Source organism: Thiomicrolovo immobilis (assembly GCF_039645955.1).
GTDB classification, from domain to species: Bacteria; Campylobacterota; Campylobacteria; order Campylobacterales; family Sulfurimonadaceae; genus Thiomicrolovo; species Thiomicrolovo diazotrophicus.
The window spans coordinates 1,044,958-1,067,833 of record NZ_CP147916.1 but is presented as its reverse complement, the minus strand read 5'-3'; the positions used below and the strand labels follow the sequence as shown (position 1 = coordinate 1,067,833).

Annotated in this window: 22 protein-coding genes; 2 read left to right on the top strand and 20 right to left on the bottom strand. The window is 58.1% G+C overall.

Features of this window, described 5'->3' with window-relative positions; all coding sequences use genetic code 11:
• Positions 1-13 precede the first annotated feature (13 nt).
• Genes WCX72_RS05525 through radC form a run of 4 tightly spaced genes read right to left on the bottom strand, consistent with a single transcriptional unit; the run spans position 14 to position 1,536 of the window.
• Positions 14-211, bottom strand: coding sequence for a YwbE family protein (locus WCX72_RS05525; RefSeq protein WP_345971523.1), 198 nt, complete (start codon positions 209-211; stop codon positions 14-16).
• A gap of 5 nt (positions 212-216) precedes the next feature.
• Positions 217-489, bottom strand: a complete 273-nt coding sequence (locus tag WCX72_RS05520) for a helix-turn-helix transcriptional regulator (protein WP_345971320.1) — start codon at positions 487-489, stop codon at positions 217-219.
• Complete coding sequence (locus WCX72_RS05515; RefSeq protein ID WP_345971319.1) at positions 486-824, bottom strand: type II toxin-antitoxin system RelE/ParE family toxin; 339 nt, start codon at positions 822-824, stop codon at positions 486-488. Before WCX72_RS05515 ends, WCX72_RS05520 begins: the two co-directional genes overlap by 4 nt.
• 52 nt (positions 825-876) lie before the next feature.
• Positions 877-1,536, bottom strand: a complete 660-nt coding sequence (gene radC / locus WCX72_RS05510) for a DNA repair protein RadC (RefSeq protein WP_345971318.1) — start codon at positions 1,534-1,536, stop codon at positions 877-879.
• Between the two features lie 656 nt (positions 1,537-2,192).
• Between radC and WCX72_RS05505 the strand changes: the two genes are divergently transcribed.
• On the top strand, positions 2,193-3,038 hold the full coding sequence (locus WCX72_RS05505) for an OmpA family protein (protein WP_231021081.1): 846 nt from the start codon (positions 2,193-2,195) through the stop codon (positions 3,036-3,038).
• 650 nt (positions 3,039-3,688) lie between these two features.
• On the opposite strand, the gene arfB is transcribed toward WCX72_RS05505, so the two are convergent.
• Genes arfB through WCX72_RS05490 form a run of 3 tightly spaced genes read right to left on the bottom strand, consistent with a single transcriptional unit; the run spans position 3,689 to position 4,595 of the window.
• The gene (arfB, locus tag WCX72_RS05500; protein ID WP_231021080.1) at positions 3,689-4,102 is read right to left on the bottom strand and encodes an alternative ribosome rescue aminoacyl-tRNA hydrolase ArfB; all 414 of its coding nucleotides are present in this window, start codon (positions 4,100-4,102) and stop codon (positions 3,689-3,691) included.
• Positions 4,103-4,108: 6 nt separating this feature from the next.
• Positions 4,109-4,276: a hypothetical protein gene (locus tag WCX72_RS05495; RefSeq protein WP_231021079.1), complete on the bottom strand. Its 168-nt coding sequence runs from the start codon at positions 4,274-4,276 to the stop codon at positions 4,109-4,111.
• Between the two features lie 43 nt (positions 4,277-4,319).
• Complete coding sequence (locus WCX72_RS05490) at positions 4,320-4,595, bottom strand: DUF503 domain-containing protein (protein ID WP_231021078.1); 276 nt, start codon at positions 4,593-4,595, stop codon at positions 4,320-4,322.
• 320 nt (positions 4,596-4,915) lie between these two features.
• Between WCX72_RS05490 and WCX72_RS05485 the strand changes: the two genes are divergently transcribed.
• On the top strand, positions 4,916-5,746 hold the full coding sequence (locus WCX72_RS05485; RefSeq protein WP_231021077.1) for an SDR family NAD(P)-dependent oxidoreductase: 831 nt from the start codon (positions 4,916-4,918) through the stop codon (positions 5,744-5,746).
• On the opposite strand, the gene WCX72_RS05480 is transcribed toward WCX72_RS05485, so the two are convergent.
• From WCX72_RS05480 to gltB, 13 genes are all read right to left on the bottom strand, one after another.
• The gene (locus WCX72_RS05480; protein ID WP_231021076.1) at positions 5,729-6,502 is read right to left on the bottom strand and encodes a patatin-like phospholipase family protein; all 774 of its coding nucleotides are present in this window, start codon (positions 6,500-6,502) and stop codon (positions 5,729-5,731) included. The genes WCX72_RS05485 and WCX72_RS05480 overlap by 18 nt on opposite strands.
• 70 nt (positions 6,503-6,572) lie before the next feature.
• On the bottom strand, positions 6,573-9,389 hold the full coding sequence (gene uvrA / locus WCX72_RS05475; protein WP_231021075.1) for an excinuclease ABC subunit UvrA: 2,817 nt from the start codon (positions 9,387-9,389) through the stop codon (positions 6,573-6,575).
• Positions 9,382-10,134, bottom strand: coding sequence for a sulfite exporter TauE/SafE family protein (locus WCX72_RS05470; protein WP_345971317.1), 753 nt, complete (start codon positions 10,132-10,134; stop codon positions 9,382-9,384). The genes uvrA and WCX72_RS05470 overlap by 8 nt, the downstream gene beginning before the upstream one ends.
• A 128-nt stretch (positions 10,135-10,262) precedes the next feature.
• Positions 10,263-11,474: a hypothetical protein gene (locus WCX72_RS05465; RefSeq protein WP_345971316.1), complete on the bottom strand. Its 1,212-nt coding sequence runs from the start codon at positions 11,472-11,474 to the stop codon at positions 10,263-10,265.
• Positions 11,475-11,487: 13 nt separating this feature from the next.
• A complete protein-coding gene (locus tag WCX72_RS05460) occupies positions 11,488-12,141 on the bottom strand; it encodes a response regulator transcription factor (protein WP_345971315.1) in 654 nt (217 codons plus the stop codon).
• 71 nt (positions 12,142-12,212) lie between these two features.
• On the bottom strand, positions 12,213-13,211 hold the full coding sequence (gene dusB, locus WCX72_RS05455; RefSeq protein WP_231021072.1) for a tRNA dihydrouridine synthase DusB: 999 nt from the start codon (positions 13,209-13,211) through the stop codon (positions 12,213-12,215).
• A 256-nt stretch (positions 13,212-13,467) separates the two neighbouring features.
• Entirely contained in the window at positions 13,468-14,517 is a 1,050-nt protein-coding gene (locus tag WCX72_RS05450; RefSeq protein WP_231021071.1) for a hypothetical protein, read from the bottom strand.
• Positions 14,518-14,526: 9 nt separating this feature from the next.
• A complete protein-coding gene (dksA, locus tag WCX72_RS05445; protein WP_231021070.1) occupies positions 14,527-14,883 on the bottom strand; it encodes an RNA polymerase-binding protein DksA in 357 nt (118 codons plus the stop codon).
• Between the two features lie 8 nt (positions 14,884-14,891).
• The gene (locus WCX72_RS05440; protein ID WP_231021069.1) at positions 14,892-15,350 is read right to left on the bottom strand and encodes a 23S rRNA (pseudouridine(1915)-N(3))-methyltransferase RlmH; all 459 of its coding nucleotides are present in this window, start codon (positions 15,348-15,350) and stop codon (positions 14,892-14,894) included.
• The gene (locus WCX72_RS05435; protein ID WP_345971314.1) at positions 15,341-15,964 is read right to left on the bottom strand and encodes a thiamine phosphate synthase; all 624 of its coding nucleotides are present in this window, start codon (positions 15,962-15,964) and stop codon (positions 15,341-15,343) included. Before WCX72_RS05435 ends, WCX72_RS05440 begins: the two co-directional genes overlap by 10 nt.
• Positions 15,951-16,814: an acetyl-CoA carboxylase, carboxyltransferase subunit beta gene (gene accD, locus WCX72_RS05430; protein ID WP_231021067.1), complete on the bottom strand. Its 864-nt coding sequence runs from the start codon at positions 16,812-16,814 to the stop codon at positions 15,951-15,953. The genes WCX72_RS05435 and accD overlap by 14 nt, the downstream gene beginning before the upstream one ends.
• A 121-nt stretch (positions 16,815-16,935) precedes the next feature.
• Positions 16,936-18,318, bottom strand: coding sequence for a glutamate synthase subunit beta (locus WCX72_RS05425; RefSeq protein WP_231021066.1), 1,383 nt, complete (start codon positions 18,316-18,318; stop codon positions 16,936-16,938).
• 2 nt (positions 18,319-18,320) lie between these two features.
• Positions 18,321-22,760 carry a glutamate synthase large subunit gene (gene gltB, locus WCX72_RS05420; RefSeq protein WP_345971313.1) on the bottom strand — a complete coding sequence of 1,480 codons (4,440 nt, stop codon included), beginning with the start codon at positions 22,758-22,760 and terminating at the stop codon, positions 18,321-18,323.
• Positions 22,761-22,876: the final 116 nt, after the last annotated feature.

The following is a 22,876-nucleotide window of genomic DNA, read 5'->3' as shown; positions in this document are numbered from 1 at the left end:
GATCGCGGCACTGCTACCCGTAAATTTCTTTCACCCGCCCTACTTCGCCGCTCATCAGCCGCACTTTGATGCCGTGCGGGTGCGTGGCGCTTTTGGTGAGGATGTCGCGGACGGTGCCGTCTGTCAGTCGACCGGTATCCTGGTCCTGTTTCAATACAATGGCAACGCTCAATCCGAAGCGTATGTTCTTTCTTTGTCTGGGGTCCGGCATGGTGCTCATATCAGCTTCACTTCGACTTTTTTCCCAAACGCCTTGGCCACACGTTCAAGAAAATCAATCCCGATATTGACATTGCCATTTTCGATGCGTGAAATGACCGCCTGTGTCGTTCCGACCTTTTCCGCAAACTGCTTCTGCGTCAGGTCATACTTGATGCGGAGTTTCAGCAGTTGTCTAATGACTTGATAACGAGGTTCAAGCCGCTCCCATTCACGTTTAAACTCTTCATTTTCCAACTGCTCTTTGATCAATGCCTGGAGTTCACTCATTTTATCATCTCCTTCATGCGCTGTTTGGCAATATCAATCTCTTTTCTGGGTGTCTTCTGCGTCTTTTTCACAAAACCATGTAGTAAGACAAATCGTCTACCGGTGTGTGCAAAATAGATAACCCGGTAGATACCTTTATGATCTTTCGCCCTGACTTCGTACAGTTTCTCTTCCAGGTGTTTTACATATGGCTCTCGGATACCTGTACCTAACTGCTCCAAGAGATCCAAATTTCTCAATACAACTGTTTTGGTCTTTTCTTCCAGAGAGAGAATCCACTCATAAACCGGTTTTGAGCCGTTCTCATCTGTAAAAAAGACCACTTCCCATTTCATGATTATGCCTTATAGGATATAAATAATATCTTATTAGATATATTTAGATTGATCACAACATCCCCTCTTCTCTCAGACTAAGGAACCCGTCTCTGGTCAAAATAACATGATCGAGCAGCTCTATCCCCAACAATGTCCCCGCCTCCTTGAGGCGCCGGGTAACCGCGACGTCCTCCCGACTCGGGGCGAGCTGCCCGCCGGGATGGTTGTGGGCGACGATGATCCCCGCCGCCCGGTCCGCGACGGCATCGGCGAAGACTTCTCGGGGGTGCACGAGGGACTGGTTGAGGGTCCCGATGGAGACGACGCGCTTCTCGATAAGGTGCGAGGCTCCATCCAGAGCCAGGGCAATGAAATACTCCTGCTTTTTGGCCCCGTATTCGCGTAGCAGTTCGTAGACATCCGCAGCTGAGGTAATTTTGACATGCTGCTTGATGAGATAACGCCGGGAGAGCTCGACGGCGGCGAGGATCTGCGCGGCTTTTGCCTCGCCCATGCCATGGATGGAAGTAAGGTCATCGAGCGTCAGGGATTCGAAAGAGGCATCAAAGAGCCCTACGATCTCCTTGGAGAGCTGCAGCACATCCTTGCCCGGAACCCCGCTGCCGAGCAACACTGCCATCAGCTCATACGCCTTAAGGGTAGCGGGACCTTTTGCCAGCAGTTTTTCGCGGGGCTTGTCGCCTTTGTAGAGTTCCTGGAGCTTTTTCATGCAATAATTCTATCGTAATATAACTATAAATGTTATATTAAGTTTAAACAAAACCGAGCCGAGCTTCAGTCCCTGAAGCTTTGTACTTTCATATTAGCTTCGACGAGTCGAAGCGCATCCAATCAATTGGGGCTTGGCCTTGAGCATTCCTTATAAGCCATCCCGGAAGCCTATGAGCGATTTGCGAAAGACCGCTCTTTGCGCTACTTTTTCTAAAAATGTGGCAAAGGAATACACTCTATTCATTCTTTTCTTTTTCATAAGAAAAGAACCAAAAGAAAATCGTCGTTGCGCGAATCGCTCGCCCTTCTCGGCTTTATGCCTTCAGGGCGGCTTTCACGGCACGCTTAACGACACTGAGCCTATTGATTAATGCGCTTCGGCAAACCGAAGCTAACGTCAAAAAAAGAGCTTCGACTCGTCGAAGCGCATTCAATAAAATCGAAAATTGGCACTGAGCGCTCTTTGAAAGCCGCCGCATGACGCTGCATTGTTCGTATTCTCTTCATCAAAGGTCGCTTTTCCGCACTGTTTTTCGCCATTTTTACAGCATTTCTTACCCTGGAACGGCGTAGGAAGGGGGTGTTTCCATTTGCGGGTGCTATTTCCCCTCTTCGGTTATAATGACGGCCATTTGTCAAAAAGGAGTCCCCATTATGAAACTGATTCCGGTGGCCGCGATGGCGGCAGTGATGTTGCTCAGTTCCGGCTGTGTTATGAAGAGTACGCACGAGGCGACGCTGCAGGAGCTGAACCAGACCCGCGTGCAGCTCGGTTCCGCGCAGCAGACCATCAAGGACCAGCGCGACGAGATTGAGCGCAACCAGGCGCAGATCGCCAAGGACCGCGAGGAGATCGCCAAGGGCAAGTCGCAGATCGAGTTCAACAACGTCGAGCTGAGCGAGATGGAGATGCGCAAGCTGCAGCTCCAGCAGGACCTTGAGGCGGCCCGCAAAGAGCTGGGAGCTTCCCAGGAGCAGCTTGAGACCATGAAGCAGATCGAGGCCGAGACGCAGAAACGCAACGAGATCTACGCACAGTTCGTCAAAGAGCTGCAGAAGATGATCGACGGCGGGCAGCTGACCGTCTCCATCGAGAAGGGGCGCATCGTCATCAACCTCCCCGATGAAGTCCTCTTCGCCAGCGGAAGCGCTACGGTCAACAAAGCGGGCCAGGAGGCGCTTGCGCAGATCGCCAAGGCCCTCGCCGCCTTCCCCGACCGCCGCTTCCAGGTCGAGGGGCACACGGACAACGTGCCCATCAAGAGCGCGCGCTTCCCGAGCAACTGGGAGCTCTCCACCGCCCGCGCCCTCAGCGTCGTCCACCTCATGATCGACGAGGGCGTCTCCGCCGACAACGTCTCCGCCGCTGGCTTCGGCGAGTTCCACCCCCGCGCGACCAACGAGACGCCGGAGGGGCGCGCCCTCAACCGCCGCATCGAGATCATCATGCTGCCGAACCTGGAGATCCTCTCCAACGAGCTGCCTAAGCTCGCCGAGTAACGCCTACGCGGGCGCGCTGTGCCCGCATCCTCCCCCGTATCACCTTTTTATCTCCTCCAGAAACGACCTTCTCCATTTAATTTTGCTTTTATTTTTTAGGAGTTATCATGACTCTAGTACGTACTAGAGATCTTTAACAAGGTACCGCAAAGGAAGCCAATGAATCAAACGAATTTATTGGCGGTTTTGGGTCCCTCGTCGCAAGAGGATGCCGCCCCTAATACAGAGTTGGGGTATGGGCTGAAACGCGACGAAGGATCGGGTAAGCGAAGTAAGATGCTTTTCTGAGTCAAGGTGAAGCCGGGTCGAAGCAGCCAATAGAGCTCGGCGCGCATGACAGTGCAGCGCCACCAGATGTGACCGCGGTCACTTCGCCTTTCACAGACAAGATGCCGGGCAACCTCGCTCCAGAGATTGGATACGTCGCGCCGCTTAAATCGGGCTCGCGACACACTGAGAGGTCATATGCCCCTTCGGGAGTTCGGCATCTTACTAAAGGGTGCACCGTATGCACCGCCTGGGCCAAACATACCGCCCATGGGAGCACAGAGGCTCCCACCGCTGCCGTGTGAAGCGGGAGCGGCACTTCAAATGACAGACTCCCTGTTCCCGCGCTTTTATTAGAATGCGATTGGCGCGCTTTCAGCAGTTCAGTCGGCGACTTTGCCTCGCAGCTTTTTTTTCTCTCCGTGTTTCTTTTTCGACTGCAATCTTTTTTTGACAGACCCCTTCGTCGGTTTGGTCGCGATGCGCTTCTTTTTGGAGACGTTGACGCTCTTGATCAGCTCTACTAAACGCTCCAAAGCCTCCTCTTTGTTCTGTTCGCGGCTGCGGTGCTGCTGGGACTTGATGACGACGATCCCCTCTTTGGTAATGCGGCTGTCTGTGAGGGCGAGCAGGCGCTCTTTGTAAAAAGGCGGCAGTGAGGAGGCGGCGATGTCAAAGCGCAGGTGGATGGCCGCGGAGGTCTTGTTGACCTTCTGCCCGCCGGAGCCCTGGGCCCTGATGGCCTCGATCTCGATCTCATCCTCGCTGAGGCTCACATTGTTGGAAATGGTCAGCATGGTTCCCTAGAACGAAGACATCAGGATGTTATAGAGCAGGTAGACGATGATCGCGATGGCGAAGGCGCTGAGGATCCAGGTGCGCTTGTTCGAAGAGAGCGGTTTTTCATAGTCGCTGGATTCATCCAGCTCCGGTTCGCGTTCGTCGAGTTCGGAGAGCGGTTTGTCGGCCATAGTCATATCCTTTGGTGAACTTTTACCTCCCATTATAGCGTGACTACAGCTCGTCATACTCCATGCCGTATTGCAGCTCGGGGAAGTGGCGCTCCAGCATCTGTTCGATGGCCTCGCGGTATTGCGCCGCGGCCCGGGCGTCCGGGGAGAGGAAAATGAGGGCGATGTCGGCCTCTTTTGGGTATTCGCCGCTGATATCCATGACGGAGACGTTGAAGCTCTTCAACCGCTCCTTGATGCTGTTCGTGATGCTGCGGCGTCCCTTGAGAGAGTGGACATAGGGGAGTTCGAAGTGCAGATCGCAGTGACAGATGATCATAAACACCTTTTATTATTTTTGTTATTTTATAATAAGAATATCATAGATATGTCTGATATAATTGCCATCTTGATGCGATGAAGAGAGAATAAAATTTTTCAGAGGTAAAAATTGTGAAAGCGTTTACACAAAAGGTTTGCCCTGTCTGCGGTGCGGGACAAGCTTTACGGCTCAAGCGTACCTTCGTTGAGAAGTACCTGCTGTTCAGAAAAAGAAAATACAAGTGCCATAACTGCCACCACATCTACCACGGCTAACTATCCATCATCCCCCCTGCGCGCCATACGCCCCCTTTCACGGAGGCAGGCTATAATGGCGCCATGAAAAAATCCATCCTTATTACCGGCTGCTCCAGCGGCATCGGCTATGAAACGGCCCTGACGCTTTTCAGACAGGGTTATGACGTCTTTGCCACGGCGCGTGCCCAGGAAGATGTTCTCAGGCTTATCTCGGAGGGGCTTAATGCCCACCAGCTCGATGTCACCGACCCCGACAGCATCGACGCGGCCCTGAAATGGGTCCTGGAGCAGACGGGCGGCACCCTCTACGCCCTCTTTAACAACGCAGGCTACGGCCAGCCCGGCGCCCTCGAGGACGTCCCGACCTTCGCCCTGCGCGAACAGTTCGAGACGAACGTCCTCGGACTGCACGAGCTGACCCGCCGCGTCCTCCCCCTTATGCTCGCTCAGGGGTACGGGCGCATTTTGCAGCACAGTTCGGTACTGGGACTCGTCTCGCTGCGCTTCCGCGGCGCCTACAATGCCAGCAAGTACGCCATCGAGGGGCTCTGCGACACCCTGCGCCTGGAGCTGGAGGGCACGGGCGTCCACGTCGTCACCCTCAACACGGGCCCGATCCGCTCACGTTTCCGCGACAACGCCATCAAAATGTTTGAAAAGAATGTCGACACGGCGCAGAGCCGTTTTGCGGACGTGTACCAGGAGGAGGTGTACAAGCGCAAAGCGAACAAGGAGGAGAAGGACCGCTTCACCCGCGATGCGGACGCCGTGACCCGTAAAGTTATCAGGGCCCTGGAGGCGGAGCGCCCGGCCCCGCGCTACCACATTACCGGCGCGACGACCTTGCTCGCGCTTTTCAAACGCCTGCTGCCCACCCGGGGGCTCGACGCCCTGCTACGCAAGATCCAGTAGTCCCTTTTCCAGCGCCGCTTCCGCTTCGCGCCGCCCCGCGTCAAAGGCATCATCGAGCTTCGATGTATCGAAGATATTCATCTCTGCGCACCCCTGCACTTCCAAATAGGCGTCCGCAAAATGCTTCGACGCCTCGACGTTGGCCGCCATCATCAGTATGAGGGCACGGTAGGTCGTCTGCATGACGTTTTTCGGCTCTTGGGGCAGGATGGCGTTGACATTGATGCCGAGGATGGGCAGGCCCTTCGCTTTGAGGGCCCGCACCGGCATATTGTCCATGAAACCGCCGTCGCCGAGGCGCATCCCCCCGTAGGATACGGGGGCAAAGAAGGGGATGAGCGACGAGGAGGCTGCGGCCAGCTTGGCAATGGGGCCTTGGTCAAAGTAGCGGATCGTCCCCGCCGTCAGGTCTGTCGCGGCGATGACGCAGGGGGTTTGGAGATCCTCGATGTGGGTCACGGAGAGGTGGTGCGAGAGGAGCCGTTCGATCCCCTTGAGGGCGAACACCCCGCCCTGCCGGAAATGGCGCACAAGGTCGATGCGCCGGAGCTCGCGGTAGATCTCCAGGACCTCCCGCGGGGTACGGCCGTCGCAGAGCAGCACCCCGGCCAGGGCTCCGCCGCTGCTGCCGGCGACGGCGGCAATATCATACCCCTGCTGCTGCAGGACCTCGACGACCCCCAGATGGGCCACGGCGCGCACGCCGCCGCCCGATAAAGCAAGCGAAATCTTTTTTGGCGCTTTCTCCGTTCCCATAGACTCTCCCTTTGCCCTGTAGCGTTTAGGCAATCATGCCATCTTCATGGATACAGTTACTACTTGGCGCTTACTGCGCTGGGAGTTCCTTCTTCAGGTACTCGCCGGTGTAGCTGCCGGTGTCGTCGGCCATTGATGCCACCGTTTCCGGGTCGCCGACGGCGATGATGCGGCCGCCCTTGCTGCCCCCTTCTGGGCCCATGTCGATGATGTAGTCGGCGTTCTTGACCATATCGAGGTTATGCTCGATGACGAGAACGGAGTTGCCCAGTTCGACGAGGTGGTGCAGCACCTGGGTGAGGCGGTCGACGTCGGCGAAGTGAAGCCCCGTCGTCGGCTCGTCAAGGATATAGAGGGTGTTGCCCGTATCTTTGCGGCTGAGCTCCTTGGAGAGCTTGATGCGCTGCGCTTCCCCGCCCGAGAGGGTGACGGCGTTCTGCCCCAGGGTGATGTAGCCCAGGCCCACGTCATTCAGCGTCTTGAGGATCGCCTTGATCTTCGGGATGGCGTCGAAGAAGGTCAACGCCTCCTGGACACTCATGTTGAGGACGTCGGCAATGGACTTGCCCTTGTACTCGATCTCCAACGTCTGCGGGTTGTAGCGGCTGCCGCCGCAGGCGTCGCACTTGACCATGATGTCGGGGAGGAAGTGCATCTCGATCTTGAGCTCCCCTTCCCCCTGGCACTTCTCGCAGCGGCCGCCCTTGACGTTGAAGCTGTAGCGGCTCGCCGTGTAACCGCGGATCTGGGAGAGCTTCGTCTTCGCAAAAAGGTTGCGGATCTCGTCCATCAGCCCCGTATAGGTCGCCGGGTTCGAGCGCGGGGTGCGTCCAATGGGGCTCTGGTCGAGGTAGATCACCTTGTCGAGCTGCTCCAGCCCCGTGATCTCGACGCCGGCGACGGTGTGCACCTTGCGCGCGCGGTTGAGCAGCTCCCGCGCCGTCGGCAGCAGGGTCTGCAGGATGAGAGAGCTCTTGCCGCTGCCGCTCACGCCGGTGACGCAGACGAGGTTCTGCAGCGGGATGCGGGCGGAGAGGTCCTCGATGTTGTTGATGGTGACGTTCTTGATCTCGATCCACTCCGTCTGCTCGCGGCGGTAGAAGTACTCGATCTTCTTCTTGCCCGTCATGTAGGCCGCCGTCTCCGTCTTTGCCTTCATGAGCTGCTTGAGGGAGCCCGAGAAGACGACCTCCCCGCCAAACTGCCCCGCCCCGGGACCGATGTCGATGATGTGGTCGGCGTGTTCGATCGTCTCCTTGTCGTGCTCGACGACGATGACGGTGTTCCCCTTCTCCTGCAAAGAGCGCAGGGTCCGGATGAGTTTGAGGGTGTCGCGTTCGTGCAGGCCGATGGAGGGCTCATCGAGGACGTACATGACACCCGTCAGCCCGCTGCCGATCTGGCTGGCGATGCGGATGCGCTGCGCCTCGCCCCCGCTGATGGTCCGGGCGTCGCGGCTCAGCGTCAGGTAGCCGAGGCCGACGTCGAAGAGGAAGAAGAGACGTTCGCGGATCTCGTTGAGGATGGGCGCGGCGATCATGCGGTCCTGTTCGCCGAGGAAGGCGAAGGTGTCCTCGGCCGTGAACCAGCGGTAGGTATCCTCGATGGGTTGGGCAATGACCCCGCTGATCTTCTGCCCCGCCACGTCGACGGCAAGGCTCTCCCGGCGCAGGCGGTGGCCGCCGCAGACATTACAGACCTTCTCGCTCATGTAGTCCTGGATATCCTTCTCGTCCTTGAACATGTCATAGGCGATACGGATGATCCCCGGCCAGATCCTTTTCACCAGGTGGTTCTTCCACTTGAAGGTCACTTCGTTGATGCTGCCGTGCAAAATGGCCTTCTTCTGGTGCTCCTCCAGTTCGCGGAACGGGACGGTGATGTCGATCCCCTCCGTCTCGCAGAAGCCTTTGAGGAAGGTGAAGTAGTACCCCTTGTTGAAACCGTAGACGATCTTGACGGCACCCTTCTCGATGGAGAGATCCCCGTCAATGATCTTGTCGTGGTCCAGGGCGTAGCGGATGCCGAGGCCGTCGCACTCGGGGCAGGCACCCTTGGGGGAGTTGAAGGAGAAGCTGAGCGGCTCGAGGGGCTCGAAGCTCACCTTGCAGTCAAAACAGGCGTTGTGCTCGCTGTAGTGGATGATGTTCGCGGTCAGGTCCATCTCGGTATGGTTCATGATCTCGACTTCGACCTCGCCGTAGCTCTCCTTGAGCGCCTTTTCGACGTCCTGGGCGATCCGGTCACGGTTCTCATCCTTGATGACGACACGGTCGATGACGACCTTGATGGTATGCTTCTTCGTTTTGGAGAGTTCGATCTCCTCGTCGAGGCGGACCATGACGCCGTCGACCATCGCCCGCACGAAGCCTTTGTGGCGCAGCCCCTCGATCAGGTCGGCAAAGGTTCCCTTCTTCTCGCGGATCAGCGGAGCAAGGATGACGGCCTTGGAGCCTTCGGGGAGCTTCTGAACCTGCTCGATGATATCCGCGGCGGACATCTGCGAGATCTCCTTGCCGCAGAGGTGGCAGTGCTGGACACCGATGCGGGCAAAGAGCAGGCGGAGGTAGTCGTAGATCTCGGTAATGGTCCCGACGGTCGAACGGGGGTTCTTGGAGGTCGTCTTCTGGTCGATGGCGATGGCGGGGGTGAGGCCGTCGATCTTGTCGACGTCGGGCTTGCCGATGCGGTCCAGGAACTGGCGGGCGTAGCTGGAGAGGCTCTCGATGTAGCGGCGCTGTCCCTCGGCATAGAGGGTATCAAAAGCGAGGGTCGATTTGCCCGAGCCCGAGAGCCCCGTACAGACGACCAGCTTGTTCTTCGGCACTTCGAGGGAGATATCCTTGAGGTTATGCTCCCGCGCGCCCGTGATCGTTATCTTATCCATGCTTCACCACCAATCTGTAGAAGAAGTATCCGATGACCACCAGGTAGAAGGCGATCATCAGGAGTTTGTGCTGCTTGACCGGCACCACGTGCTTGAGCCAGATCCCGCCGAAGACCCCCGCCATCGACGCGATCCCGATGATGACGCCGTGGTAATAATCGACGTAGCCGCCCGCCGAGAGGCTCACGAGCCCGGAGATGGAGGAGAAGACGACAAAGAAGAGGCCGGCGGAGATGGCATTCTTGAGCGGCACATGCAAGAAGCCTGCCAGAATAGGCACCAGCAGAATGGAGCCCCCGACACCGATGGAGATGGAGAAAGCCCCCAGCAGCAGGCCGATGACGAAGAGCAGCACCGGGTGCGCTTTTTTGATCTCCTGGTCGTGATCGACGGTCTTGAAAAAGAGCCGCCCCAGGGCAAAGAGCACAAAGCCCATGAAGATCCACTCGAGCGTGCGTCCGGAAAGGGCGCTGACGATGAAGCTGCTTCCCAGGGCCCCGACCGCGCCCCCGACACCGATAGCCAGGACCATCTTGACGTCGAGAGTACCCTTTTTCAGGTTCAGGTAGCTGCCGTAGATGGAGCTGAAGACCATCTGCACGACGGAGATACCGACGGCGCTCTTCATGTCGAAGCCGATGAAGAGCAGTGCGGGGACCAGGATCGTCCCGCCGCCGATACCGAAAAAGCCCGACAGCGCGCCGACGCCAATGCCCAAAAATACAAGTTCGATAATCTCTGCCATCTGCCGCCCCGTGTGTTGATTCGCGCGATTATACAGGAGGCACGGTAAAGTGGGGGTTACATCTGTAAAGGAGTTCGCAGAGTCAATCTGCGGTGAAGCGACGGCAGCATGCCGCCGCAAGGGTGACGCTACTGCGCATCACGCTCCTGCTCGACCGCATCGAAGGTGATCAGCGTGCTGAAGCGGCCATCATGCTTTCGGGTCTCATAACGGTACCCCAGTTTGTCGGCGAGACGGTTGATCATCCGGGACCCGATGCGGGAACTAAAAAGGGTCTCGTCGCTTTTGGTGCCGATCTCGTTGACGATCTCCAGCCGCTTTTTGTCCGGATCGACGATCGTGCGGATGGCGGTGTCGTTCTTCGTATGCATGAAGATGTTTTCAAAGACGGCCTGCAGCACCTTTAGAATCGCCGCTTTGTGGATGTAGAGGGTGAAATCCTCCTCGAAGTTCGACACGATCGTCAACCCTTTCTTCTCCAGAATCGGCTGGAAGACCTGCTGCATCAGCCGACACTGCTCCTGCATCGGCACGTCCTCCCTCCCCTTGCGCATATCCCACTCGATCTCTTTGAGGAAGATCAGCTCTTTGAGCTTGCTGCTGACCGTCGCGATGTCCGCTTCGCTCTCGGCGACGAAACGCACTTTTTCGAAGGCGTCATCCTCGGCGAAGAGCGACAGACGCGCTTTGAGCACGGCGATGGGCGCTTTGATCTCGTGCGCCGCCTCCTTGAAGATGTTCTGTTTTTCCCGGCAGAGCGACCGGTTGGCACGCTGCAAAGCGATGATCGCATGTTTCAGCTCGTTGACTTCCGCCGGACCGCTGCACGACGGCAGCGCTTTTTCATCCCCGGCACCGGAGCGGCAGTAGCCTACCAGGCAGTGCAGCGGGCGCAGCAGCCGCGTCAGATATAACCAGAACAGCAGGACGAACAGCAGCAGGAAAAGCCCGAATACGGCCGCCAGGTGCAGGGCGAGGTCACGGCTTTTTTGTTCGATCCGCAGGGTATTCGAACGCACCTTCAGGTAGCGGCCGTCGGGCAGTACGGAGACGACGGCGACCTCCTCCGCTTCCGGCGGCAGGGTCTCGGTCATTGTGAAGGTCAGATCGTCAAAGTGATCGACGAAGGGTGCGCTGTGGTAGGCTTCGAGCAGATGGAAGTTCTGTCGGATCGTTTCGGCGTCGTTCAGGTAGAATTTATGGCGGACGACGTCCTCGGACAACACGATCAGCGACTGCCGCAGATTGCGTTTAAGCTCGGCGTGGTAGCGGTAGACGACATAGCTCCCGAGCAGTGCGAAGGTGACGACGCTGCTGAGCAGAAAGTACGAAATGACCATCCGCTGCAGGCTTCTACTCCCTTTCAATGACGTACCCCCGCGTCTTGACGGTCTTGATAATCGCTTTGGGCAGTTTTTTGCGGATGTTCTTGACCGTCGCGTCGATGGTGTTGGAGGCGATATTCTGCGGATTGACGTAGAGGGCGTCGAGCAGTTCGTCCTTGGAGATGATCTGCCCCTGCTTCGAAAGAAGGTAGAAGAAGAGGTCATTCTCTTTGCGGCTGAGTACGATCTCCTCCCCCGCGCTGCGGATGGAGCGGCCCAGCATATCACATGTCAGGCCGCATACTTCGACATGGGGCGCTCCCTGGTGTCGGCGCGCCAGCGCATGCACCCTCGCCAGCAGTTCCGCGTTGTCAAAGGGTTTGTCGAGGTAATCGTCCGCCCCCAGGTTAAGCCCCGCGATCTTCTCCGCGATGGCGTCGTAGGCGCTGATAATGATCACTCCCGTTTCGCTGCTTCGCTGCTTGATCTTTTCGATCAGCGACATGCCCACGTCGACCCCGTTTATATTGCGGTCGAGCAGGACGACACTGTAGCAGTAACGCTCGATATACGCCAGTGCATCGCCCAGTTCGGAGACGATATCGACACGGAAATGGCGGGAGAGGTAGCCGCCGACCAGTTCGGCGAGGACGGCATCGTCCTCCAGCATCAGGATTCGCATGCGTTTCTCCTCCCCTTTGCAGTGAGTGTAGCACGCCAGTGTTAGGGAAGTGTTAGGAAAAGCCCCTCAGCCTATTCGTAAGCGCAGGCGATCGACGACGCCTCCGTCGCCTCCCCGACGTAGCGGCTCTCTTTGAAAAAGCCATCGATGAGGCTCCTAAACGCCGCCACGTCGTCGATGCGGTTGACGTCGTTGCGCAGGGCGGAGGCACCGGCGTACCCCTTGGAGTAGGTATGGATATGTTTTCGGAACATCGGGACCCCCCGCGCGCCGTAAAACTCGATCATGCGGTCGTAATGCTCCATGATGATCTCGTAGCGGATCATCGGGTCGATGGTCGCGCTGCCCGTTTTGAGCTGGTGGAAGATCCACGGCGCGCCGACGGCGCCGCGGCCGATCATGACGCCGTCAGCCTTGGTATGCTCCAGCACCCACTGCGCCTTCTCGTAGCTGTCGATGTCGCCGTTGGCGATCACGGGGATGGAGACCGCCTGCTTGATCTCGGCAATGGCGTCGTAGTCGACCTCCGCCTTGAACTTGCCCGCCCGGGTCCGCCCGTGCACGGCGAGGAAGTCCGCCCCGCTCTCCTCGACGATCCTTGCGATCTCGAGGTGATTCTTCTCGGCAAATCCCAGGCGGATTTTGACCGAGGTGAGCGGCTTGTTCGACGTTGATTTGATGGTCTCGATGATCCGCCCCATCTGCGGCAGGTCTTTGAGCAGAGAGCTGCCCGACCCGTGGCTGACGACCTTGGGGACGGGGCAGCCGCAGTTGAGGTCGATGATGTCGATGTCATCCTGCGCGTTGAGGATCTCGACGGCGCGGCGGACGATCTCCGTATCGGCCCCGGCGATCTGGACCGAATAAGGGTCCTCGTTGGGACTGCGCTCGAGCATCTTGAGGGTCTTCTGCGAGCCGTAGGCCAGGGCGTTGGAGCTGAGCATCTCGCTGACGGTGAGATCCGCGCCGAACTTTTTCACGACGCTGCGAAACGGCAGATCGGTATAGCCCGCCAGGGGCGCGAGGACATATAGAGGTTTGGAGAAATCAAGAATGTCTTTTAAAATCATACGCGTATTTTAGCAAAAAACGGGGTGAGAAAGTGTGCGCTCTGGAAGAAGTGCCCTTGGGGTACGAGCTCTCCGCCGAGGAGGACTCAGCGTCAGCGTAGGTGTCCGGGCTTTCGAGGAAACATCGCTACGCGAGCGGTACCCTTGTTTTCGAGGAAACATCGCTACGCGAGCGGTACCCTTGTTTTCGAGGAAACATCGCTACGCGAGCGGTACCCTTGTTTTGCCCGGCTGCCGTATAAGTTCCGAAGGCCTGTCAGGCCTTCGGAGAATAATTCTGCAGCATCATGTTCGCAAAACGCTTGACGTCATAATGCTTGTTGCACGCCTTGAGATCGGCGTAGGCTTTGAACAGAACGTATTCGTTCTCCGCCGTGATGTGCAGCAGCTCTTTGGCCCGGTCGACCATCTCGAGGTCGAAGAGCGTAAAGAGGTAGCCGTCCAGGGCCTTGTCGTCGTTGTCCGAGAGCATCTCGAAGACGGCGATGCGCTGCTCGGGGAGCATATGCTCGCCCATCACGACGCCGAGGTAGAGGTAATCCAGCGAGGAGAGCCCTTCGATCCGGGTGACGAAGTCCACCACCGTCGCGTTCGGCACGGAGAGGGTGTTCTCCTCGGCGTTGATGCGGTTGACGATGGAGAGGGCCGCTTTGAAGGTCATGTAAGGGCGGTACTTCTCCAAAATATGCAGCGGCGCGAAGACGCTGAGCTGCTCGAAGGCCAGCGCGTGGATCGCCGCATCGTAGCGTTCAGGTTTCGAGAGGACCGTTTCCGCATCGAGTTTGCCTTCGGCCAGCTGGTTGATATGGTTCTGGCGCACCAGGGGATTGCCGCTGGGGAGGTTGAAACGCTTGAGGTCGGCGCTTTCGCCCTTCTCGATCAGCTGGATCGCCTGGATGATCGCCCCGAGTTTGGGATGTTCGATCCCCTCAAGGTTCTCATCGGGCAGCATCCGGGAGTGATCGGCGATCTCGCCCATCAGCGCGTAGCGCTCCGTTTTAAAAGCGTGTCGGCGATCCTCTTTTTGCAAGAAGGCGTCGGCGACCGCGTCGAGCAGGTGGGCGTAATCCTTTTCGTACTTGCGCAGGCGTACGCTGCCGACAACGGAGTAGAAGAGCATATGAGCAAGGGTGCCGGCATAGAGCAGCAGCATCGCCAGGGCGACCCACACGGCGACCGGCAGTGACGGGAGCATAATGCCCAGCAGCTCGATGTGGATGCTCTCTTTCGATACGAAACCGTAGACGAACCATCCGAGCATAAAGATCAGCAGCAGTGCGGCGATACTGTAGCGTTTGATATACATGCGTCCCCCTTACTTGGCGCTGTTCTTCTCGGCAATCTCCCTGCAGTCAATGCAAAAACGCGCATGCGGCTTCACTTTGAGACGCGCAAAACTGATCGGCTCCTCGCACATCTCGCAGATGCCGTAGGTGCCTGCGCTGATCTTGCTCAGCGCCAGTTCGATCTCGAGCAGTTCGGTCCCCTGCTGTGTCCCGATCGCGGTATCAACCATATTGTCGTTGCTGATGGCGGCGTAATCGCCTTCGTCGTTCATTTCAACGTCGCTCAGACCGTCCAGTTCCGCCTCGACGCCGGAAATGTTCTTCATGATCTGCGCTTTGCGTGCGCGCAGAATCTCCTCGAAATATGACAGTTCGCTGTTTTGCACGGGTGTCCTTATTTGTGGTAGGGGTGGTTGTTCAGGATCGTGAATCCGCGGTAGATCTGTTCCAGCAGGACCGCCTTGGCGATCTTGTGGCTCATCGTCAGCGGCGACAGGCTGATCACCTTGTCGCAGCGCCGAAGAAACGCGTCTTCGAATCCGAACGCCCCTCCGATATAAAATTGCACCGACATTTTATCACTAAGGAGCTTACTGAATTCGAAACTGTCGATTAATTTTCCATCAGGATGCAACGCAATCGAATATCCACGGTTTAAATAGGGCTCAAGACTCTCCGTATAGGCCTGTTTTGCGGCCTCTTCGCCTATTGTGTGTGCTTTGGTGACGTTTTTGCCGAAAATTTCGACGTCATTGACCTTGGCGAAGCGCGAACTCATTTTTATAAGTTCTTTGTATAACGGATCGTAGATGGACCGCTCTTTTTTGGCGATGGAATAGAGGGTCACTTCCATCGCTGCGCCTCCGCGATGATCGCGCTTCCCATCACACGCATCCGCGCATGGGTGAAACGGTCCTCAAACCCGACCCCGCCGATGGCCGCCACCGGGTGGACGGAGGCAGACGCCAGGGTATCCAGGTCTTCGCCCAGGACCGCCGCATCCGTTTTGGTTCCCGTCGCCCGGAAGGCTCCCAGCCCGATGTAATCGATCCCGAGCGTGTTGGCCGTCGCGATCTCCGTGGCATTATGGGTGGAGAGGCCGATGACGCAGTTGCTGCCCACTTCCCGGCGCAGAGATTGCACCGCTGCGGCGGCATCTGCACCGATTCCAAGCAGATCATCCTGGCCCACATGCACGCCGTCGCACAGTGCATGGAGCTGCCAGCGGTCGTTGATGATCAGCATCCCGTCCCACAGCCCCCGAAGGCGCTCCAGCGCGGCTTTGACGACGTCGGTCTCCGCAGCTTTGTTCCGGTACTGGATCAGCGAGACGTCCAGCTGGCGGCAGGCTTCGACATAGGGTTCCAGGTCAAGGGCATGGGAATCGAGCAACGCCTGGTCGCAGAGGGCGTAGAGGGCGTTGGACGGGAGGGAGGTGAAGAAGGCGTCTATTTCACTGCGCGTCATGGTCGGCCGAAGCAGGCAGCATCATGCGGATCAGGTCCGCGATAGTCTCTTTGAGCTCGTTACGGTTGACGACCATATCGATGGAGCCGTGCTCCAGCAGGAACTCCGAGCGCTGGAACCCCTCGGGGAGGTCCGAACCGATCGTCTGCTTGATAACGCGCTGGCCGGCGAAACCGATGAGCGATCCCGGCTCGGCGATGATGATGTCGCCGAGGGTCGCGAACGAGGCGCTGACCCCGCCCATCGTCGGGTCGGTCAGAACAGAGATGAAGGGGAGTTTGTGTTCGCCCAGGCGTGCCAGAGCGGCGGAGGTCTTGCTCATCTGCATCAAGGAGTAGGTACTCTCCTGCATCCGCGCCCCGCCCGAGGCGCTGATGATGACGACACCCTGCTTTTTCTCGATGGCGCGGTGGATGGCACGGGTGATCTTCTCCCCTTCGACGGAGCCCAGCGATCCCCCCATAAAGGCGAAGTCGAAGACACAGAGCTGCACGTTCACGCCGTTCATCGTACATTCGCCGCTGACAACGGAGGAGCGGCGTCCCGTCTTCTTTTCCCCCTCTTCAAGGCGTTTGACGTAGCTTTTCTTGTCCACGAACTTCAGCGGGTCGACCGGCGCAAGGTTCGCGTCGAACTCGACAAAGCTCCCCTCGTCCGAAAGCAGTTCGATGCGCTTGTCGACGTTGATACGCATATGGTGACCGCATTTGGGACAGACGTAGTTCTGGTTTTCAACCTCTTTGTAGTACATCAGGGAGTTGCATGAGGGGCATTTGACCCAGTGTGCCGGTGCCTCGCTCTTGGTAGGCTGCTGTCGGGACGTGCCGCCGAAAAGGTTGAAAAGGTTCATCACGTATCCTTCGGGGTTCGGAAATAGTTTTGATTGATTGGGGGAATTGTAGCGAAAAAGTGCCCAGACTTCCCCTAAATGCTCAGGGGAAGCGGTAGAGAAACGGCGCTGAAAAGCGCCATTATTTCAGCAGGCTTCTGACGATGGAGCGCGCCGCTTCGCGGCCGTCGTAGACGGCGTTGACAACAAGGTCCGCGCCCCGGTAGCAGTCACCGCCGGCATAGATGCCCGACGTGGAGGTCTGGTGGTTGTCGTCGATGACGATCCCGCCCCAGGCGTTTGTCTCGATGCCGTTCTCCGCCAGGAAGGAGGGGACGGAAGGATCGAAACCGAGGGCGAGGATGACCACGTCGGCGTTGACCGTAAAGTCGCTCCCTTTGACCTCTTCCATCCGCTGGCGTCCGCTCTCGTCTTTGGCACCCAGGACGGTTTTGACCATCTCGACGCCGACGGCGCGGCCGTTTTCATCGAGGAGGATCTGCTTCGGCGAGGCCTGGAACTGGAAATCCACGCCCTCTTCCATCGCGTTTTTGTACTCTTTCTGGCTGCCCGGCATATTGTAGGCGTCACGGCGGTAGAGACACTTGACGCTGCGCGCCCCTTCGCGTTTGGCGGTACGGACACAGTCCATCGCCGTATCCCCGCCCCCGATGACAACGACGTCGAGGTCTTTGAACTCAAACTTCTTGTCGTAGGCGCGTTTGAAATTCTTTTTCTGAATTGCGGTGAGGTACTCCATCGCCATGTAGACGTTCGGCGCCTTTTCACCGGTGATGCGGGCCGTCTTGCCCTTCGTTGCACCGATCCCGATAAAGATGGCGTCGTGGCCGTTGACGATCTCCTCGAAGGTGATGTCTTTGCCGACTTCGCACTCCAGGACCAGTTCCATCCCCGCCTCTTCGAGCAGTTTGACGCGGCGGTCGACGATCTTTTTGTCGAGCTTGAAGTTCGGGATGCCGTAGGTCATCAGTCCACCGGCGCGGTCGGCACGCTCGTACATCGTGACGGCGATCCCCGAACGCAGCAGGTAGGTGGCGGCAGAGAGGCCCGCCGGGCCGGAACCGATAATCGCGACCTTCTTGTCCGTCGTGATCCCCGGGAACTCCGGTTTCAGGCCCGCTTTGAAGCCCTCCTCGTTGATGAACGCCTCGACCGCACCGATCGTGATGGCGCCGTGGCCGTCATTGAGGGTACAGTCCCCTTCGCACAGACGGTCCTGCGGGCAGACCCGCCCCATGACCTCCGGGAAAGGCGACGGCTCGTTGGAGAGCTTGAAGGCGAACTCCAGGTCGTTTTCGGCGACGGCCTTGAGCCACTGCGGGATGTAGTTGTGCAGCGGACACTTGTTCAGACAGTAGGGGTCCCCGCACTGGACACAACGGTCGCTCTGCGCCCCCGCCTCGTTCTTGTTGAATACTTCGTAGATCTCTTTAAAGTCTTTGACACGGTCGACCACCAGGCGTTTCGCGGGATCGATACGTCCAATCGTTAAAAATTCTCTCATTCTTAGTCTCCCTTTTCCTGGTTGAGCGGAAGTTTGGTCAGGTTTTTAGGACGGACAAGCCAGAAGTTGCGGATCTCTGTACGGAAATTGTCAAGGATCATGCGCCCCTTCGAGCTGCCCGTTTCGTTAATATAGTCTTTGAGCAGGCGCTTCAGATAGTGGCGCGCCTCGTCGCCGTCGTCCGTATCGATGCGGACCGCTTCAACCAGTTCGCGGTTAACGTTCTCGATGAAGTTGTGGTCCTCGTCGAAGACGAAGGCGATCCCGCCCGTCATCCCCGCACCGAAGTTAACGCCGGTACGGCCCAGAATGACGACGATACCGCCGGTCATATATTCACACGGGCTGTCGCCGGTGCCTTCAACGATGGCGAGCGCACCGGAGTTACGGACGGCAAAACGTTCGCCGACGGCGGCATTGACATAGAGCTTACCGCCCGTCGCACCGTACAGACAGGTGTTCCCCCCGCCGCTGAAGCTGCCGCCTTCATGCACCGACTTGATGACGATCTTGCCGCCGTGCATCCCTTTTCCGATATAGTCGTTCGCGACGCCCTCGAGGCTCAGGTTGACCCCGTTGATCAGGAAGGCACCGAAGGCCTGTCCCGCCACCCCTTTGAGGCGGATGTCGATCGTACCGTCGGCCAGACCGGCATCGCCGTAATAACGGGCGACTTCACCGGAAACGCGGGCACCGAAACTGCGGTTGAGGTTGCTGATGTCCCGTGTGATGCGGACCGGGTGCTCCGGATGCTTGATCGCGCTGCGTACCTCTTCGAGGACCTCTTTTTCAAAGGCGTTGTCGTCGAACGGTTCGTTGGACGCGACCTGGCAGGTATCGACGCCCGGTTCGCGGTGCAGCACGTTGCCGAAGTCGAATTTCTTCGCGAGCTCGTCGTCGATGACCTTGAGCAGGTCGCTGCGGCCGATCAGTTCGTCAAGCGTTTTGTAGCCCAGCTGCGCCATGTAGCCGCGGATATCCTCGGCGAGCAGTTTGAAGTAGTTGACGATCTGCGCGACGGTACCTTTGTAATACTCTTTGCGCAGCTTTTCGTTCTGCGTTGCGATCCCGACGGAACATTTGTTGACGTGACAGATCCGCAGCATCTTACAGCCGACAATGGCGAGTACGCCCGTACCGAAGGCGTAGCTTTCCGCACCGAGCAGCGCCGCCTTGAGGACGTCGAGCCCGGTCTTGAGCCCGCCGTCGGTCTGGACGTGGACCATCTTGCGCAGGTCGTTGGCCTTGAGGGCATTGTGCGCTTCAGAGAGGCCCAGCTCCCACGGGTTACCCGCGAACTTGATGGAGGTGAGCGGTGCCGCACCGGTACCGCCGTCGCCGCCGGAGATGATGATCTTGTCAGCATAGGCCTTCGCGACCCCCGCGGCGATCGTACCGACGCCCGCCGTGGAGACGAGCTTGACGGAGATCTTCGCGTCCGGGTTAACCTGCTTGAGGTCATAGATGAGCTGCGCCAGGTCCTCGATGGAGTAGATATCGTGGTGCGGCGGCGGCGAGATCAGGGTGACGCCCGGCACGGTATGGCGCAGGCGCGCGATAAGCGCCGAAACCTTGTGGCCCGGCAGCTGGCCGCCCTCGCCCGGTTTCGCCCCCTGGGCGACTTTGATCTGGATCTCCTCGGCCGAACGCAGGTAGGCCGGGGTGACGCCGAAGCGGCCCGATGCGACCTGCTTGATCTTGGAGTTGAGCACGGTTTTGAAGCGCGCGGCGTCTTCCCCACCCTCACCGGAGTTGGACTGACCGCCGATAGTGTTCATCGCCTCGGCGATGCACTGGTGCGCCTCGGGCGAGATAGAGCCGAGGCTCATCGCCGCAGAGCTGAAGCGCTTCGTGATCGCTTCAGCCGGTTCGACCTCGCTGATATCGATCGGCGCCCGGTCGGATTTGAGTTCGAAGAAGTCGCGGATGAACTTCTGGCCGCGATTGTTGACGACCGATTTGAGGCGTTCGAAATCCTTCGGATCGCCCGACTTGCTCAGTGCATGGATAGCGTGGATGACCTGCGGACCGAAGTCGTGGTACTCCTGGCCGTTGTAGAACTTGTAGAAGCCCCCGATCTTGAGCGGGAAGATGCTGTTGAATCCGAGATCGTCATACGCCTCTTCATGCGCTTTTTTCAGACGGACATCGATGTCCGCGTAGCCCAGCCCCGGGATATGGCAGTGCGAATCGCCGAAACAGTCGTCAACGATCTCGCGGCTGAGCCCCAGGACGTCGAAGAGGCCCGAGTTGCGGTACGACGCGATCGTGGAGATCCCCATTTTGGACATGATCTTGAGCAGGCCGGCGTTCAGGGCACCGTGCACGGATTTGAGCGCTTCGCTGCAGGGGATATCCTCCAGCGGCTTGCTCGTCTCGACCATATTGACGGCAGTGGAGAAGAGCAGCTCCGGGAAGACCGCGCTCGCACCGTAGGCGATCAGCGTCGCCGCACCGTGGGAGTCGATCACTTCGGAGGAAACGGCGACGAGGGAAACCAGGTGGCGTACACCGGCGTCGAGCAGAGCGCTGTTGAGGCGTCCGACCGCCATCAGCATCGGGATGGTACGGTGGGTGGCATCCAGACCGCTGTCCTCAAGGATGACGATCCGGATGCCATCTTTCTTGACCGCCTTGGTCACGGTTTTCACCAGGGCGTCGAGGGCCGGCTTCAGCTCCCCTTCGAAGGCCGTGGAGAAGGTCGCATTCTTGTAAAAAGGCTGGAAGCGCGGCGAATTCTCGTTGCCGTAGGATTTGAGCACCTCGAGTTTCTCGTAGGTGACGATCGGCGAGATCGCCTTGAGGCGGTGCGCATGCGACGGCAGTTCGTCGAGGATGTTGTGTGTCTCGCCGAAACCGGTGTTAAGGCTCATGACCACCTTCTCGCGGATCGGGTCGATCGGCGGGTTTGTAACCTGGGCGAACTTCTGCTTGAAGAAATCGCTGAAGTGGCGCTGTTTGGAACTGAACGCCGCCATCGGGGTGTCGTCTCCCATGGAACCGACCGCTTCCTTGCCGTCGCGGATCATCGGTTCGATAACCTGCTCGATCACCTCTTCGGTGATGTTGAAGTAGCGCTGGCGGCGGACGAGGTTGTCCTTGTCAAGGATGCAGTGCCCGCTATACTGCTCTTCGACGTGTTCCTGGAGGTAGACCATATGTTCGTTAAGCCACTTCATATAGGGCTGTGACGCCTTGAGGTAGTCGTTGATCTCCGCGTTTTTGAGAACCTTGCCGAATTTGAGGTCGAGACCGATCATCTCGCCCGACTGCAGGCGGCCGCGCTCTTTGATGTTGTCTTCATCCAGGTCGATGACCCCGTACTCGCTCGTGATGAGGAGGGTGTCGTCGTGGGTGATGATGTACTTGGAGGGGCGCAGACCGTTACGGTCGAGGACACAGCCGATGTAGCGGCCGTCGGTCAGCGAGAAGGCCGCCGGACCGTCCCACGCTTCGAAGACGGTGGAGTGGTACTCGTAGAAGGCGCGCAGGTCCGGGTCCATGTGCGGCGCGTTTTGCCACGGTGCCGGGATGACGGCGCGGGCCGCTTTGAAGAAATCCATGCCGTTGGCGATGAGGAACTCGAAAAAGTTGTCCGCACTCGCGCTGTCGGATGCGCCCGGCTGCAGGATCGGCAGCAGACGCTCAAGCTCTTTTTTCGTGAAGATCTCACTCTTGATCGACTCGGATTTGACGCGGACGTTGAAACGGTTCGCCTCGACGGAGTTGATCTCGCCGTTGTGGGCGACGGCGCGGAAGGGCTGGGCCAGGCGCCATTTGGGCAGCGTATTGGTGGAGAAACGCTGGTGGAACAGGGAGAAGGAGATCTTGAAATCGGGATCTTGGAAATCCTTGTAGAACTCCTTGATGTGCGTCGGCATCACCAGGCCCTTGAAAGAGATGACCCGCGACGACATGGAGGGGATGTAGAAATCCTCGTCGTGCTCCAGGGCGTGTTCCGTCTCTTTGCGGCTCAGGTAGAGCAGCGCATCGAAGCGCTGTGTCGCCATGATGGAGTTGGGCACGATGAAGACGTGGTAGATGTACGGCTTCGTATCCAGCGCCTGCTGACCGAGCGCGTTGTCGTCGACCGGGACCTCACGCTTGAGAATGACTTTCAGGTCGTTTTGCGTACAGGTGTCGCTGAGCACTTCGAGGTGCTTTTTAACGCGGGTAAATACGGTCGCGACCGCATACATCTCCGGGAGCTCTACACCCTCGGCCTGCGCGATCTTGCGCATGAACGCCGTCGGCATGGAGAGCAGCAGTCCGCTCCCGTCCCCGGTTTTTCCGTCTGCGGCGATCGCACCGCGGTGCATCATCCGCTCAAGTGCCGTGATGGCACGTTCGAGCGTCTCATGGGACGCCCGGTTGTCGATATTGGCAATCAGGCCGAAACCGCAGTTGTCTTTAAAAGAACGTAACAGGTCAGAATATTCCACTCGGTTCACCTTTATTTAAGCATATATTAAGCACATTTCCCGTATTTAGAAAAGTGCCGATTGCTAATATTGTACTACAAAACGCTTTAAAGCTCTATTTTGAAAGCCGATTTTTT

What these genes read in the sequence shown, in the direction of transcription:
- WCX72_RS05425 (WP_231021066.1), bottom strand. Translation starts at nt 18,318, where the DNA reads ATGAGAGAATTTTTAACGATTGGACGTATCGATCCCGCGAAACGCCTG.
- dusB (WP_231021072.1), bottom strand. Translation starts at nt 13,211, where the DNA reads ATGATTTTAAAAGACATTCTTGATTTCTCCAAACCTCTATATGTCCTC.
- accD (WP_231021067.1), bottom strand. Translation starts at nt 16,814, where the DNA reads ATGAACCTTTTCAACCTTTTCGGCGGCACGTCCCGACAGCAGCCTACC.
- WCX72_RS05520 (WP_345971320.1), bottom strand. Translation starts at nt 489, where the DNA reads ATGAGTGAACTCCAGGCATTGATCAAAGAGCAGTTGGAAAATGAAGAG.
- WCX72_RS05515 (WP_345971319.1), bottom strand. Translation starts at nt 824, where the DNA reads ATGAAATGGGAAGTGGTCTTTTTTACAGATGAGAACGGCTCAAAACCG.
- WCX72_RS05490 (WP_231021078.1), bottom strand. Translation starts at nt 4,595, where the DNA reads ATGATCATCTGTCACTGCGATCTGCACTTCGAACTCCCCTATGTCCAC.
- arfB (WP_231021080.1), bottom strand. Translation starts at nt 4,102, where the DNA reads ATGCTGACCATTTCCAACAATGTGAGCCTCAGCGAGGATGAGATCGAG.
- WCX72_RS05465 (WP_345971316.1), bottom strand. Translation starts at nt 11,474, where the DNA reads ATGGTCATTTCGTACTTTCTGCTCAGCAGCGTCGTCACCTTCGCACTG.
- WCX72_RS05450 (WP_231021071.1), bottom strand. Translation starts at nt 14,517, where the DNA reads ATGTATATCAAACGCTACAGTATCGCCGCACTGCTGCTGATCTTTATG.
- WCX72_RS05525 (WP_345971523.1), bottom strand. Translation starts at nt 211, where the DNA reads ATGCCGGACCCCAGACAAAGAAAGAACATACGCTTCGGATTGAGCGTT.
- WCX72_RS05485 (WP_231021077.1), top strand. Translation starts at nt 4,916, where the DNA reads ATGAAAAAATCCATCCTTATTACCGGCTGCTCCAGCGGCATCGGCTAT.
- WCX72_RS05470 (WP_345971317.1), bottom strand. Translation starts at nt 10,134, where the DNA reads ATGGCAGAGATTATCGAACTTGTATTTTTGGGCATTGGCGTCGGCGCG.
- WCX72_RS05460 (WP_345971315.1), bottom strand. Translation starts at nt 12,141, where the DNA reads ATGCGAATCCTGATGCTGGAGGACGATGCCGTCCTCGCCGAACTGGTC.
- WCX72_RS05435 (WP_345971314.1), bottom strand. Translation starts at nt 15,964, where the DNA reads ATGACGCGCAGTGAAATAGACGCCTTCTTCACCTCCCTCCCGTCCAAC.
- radC (WP_345971318.1), bottom strand. Translation starts at nt 1,536, where the DNA reads ATGAAAAAGCTCCAGGAACTCTACAAAGGCGACAAGCCCCGCGAAAAA.
- WCX72_RS05505 (WP_231021081.1), top strand. Translation starts at nt 2,193, where the DNA reads ATGAAACTGATTCCGGTGGCCGCGATGGCGGCAGTGATGTTGCTCAGT.
- WCX72_RS05440 (WP_231021069.1), bottom strand. Translation starts at nt 15,350, where the DNA reads ATGGAAGTGACCCTCTATTCCATCGCCAAAAAAGAGCGGTCCATCTAC.
- WCX72_RS05480 (WP_231021076.1), bottom strand. Translation starts at nt 6,502, where the DNA reads ATGGGAACGGAGAAAGCGCCAAAAAAGATTTCGCTTGCTTTATCGGGC.
- uvrA (WP_231021075.1), bottom strand. Translation starts at nt 9,389, where the DNA reads ATGGATAAGATAACGATCACGGGCGCGCGGGAGCATAACCTCAAGGAT.
- WCX72_RS05495 (WP_231021079.1), bottom strand. Translation starts at nt 4,276, where the DNA reads ATGGCCGACAAACCGCTCTCCGAACTCGACGAACGCGAACCGGAGCTG.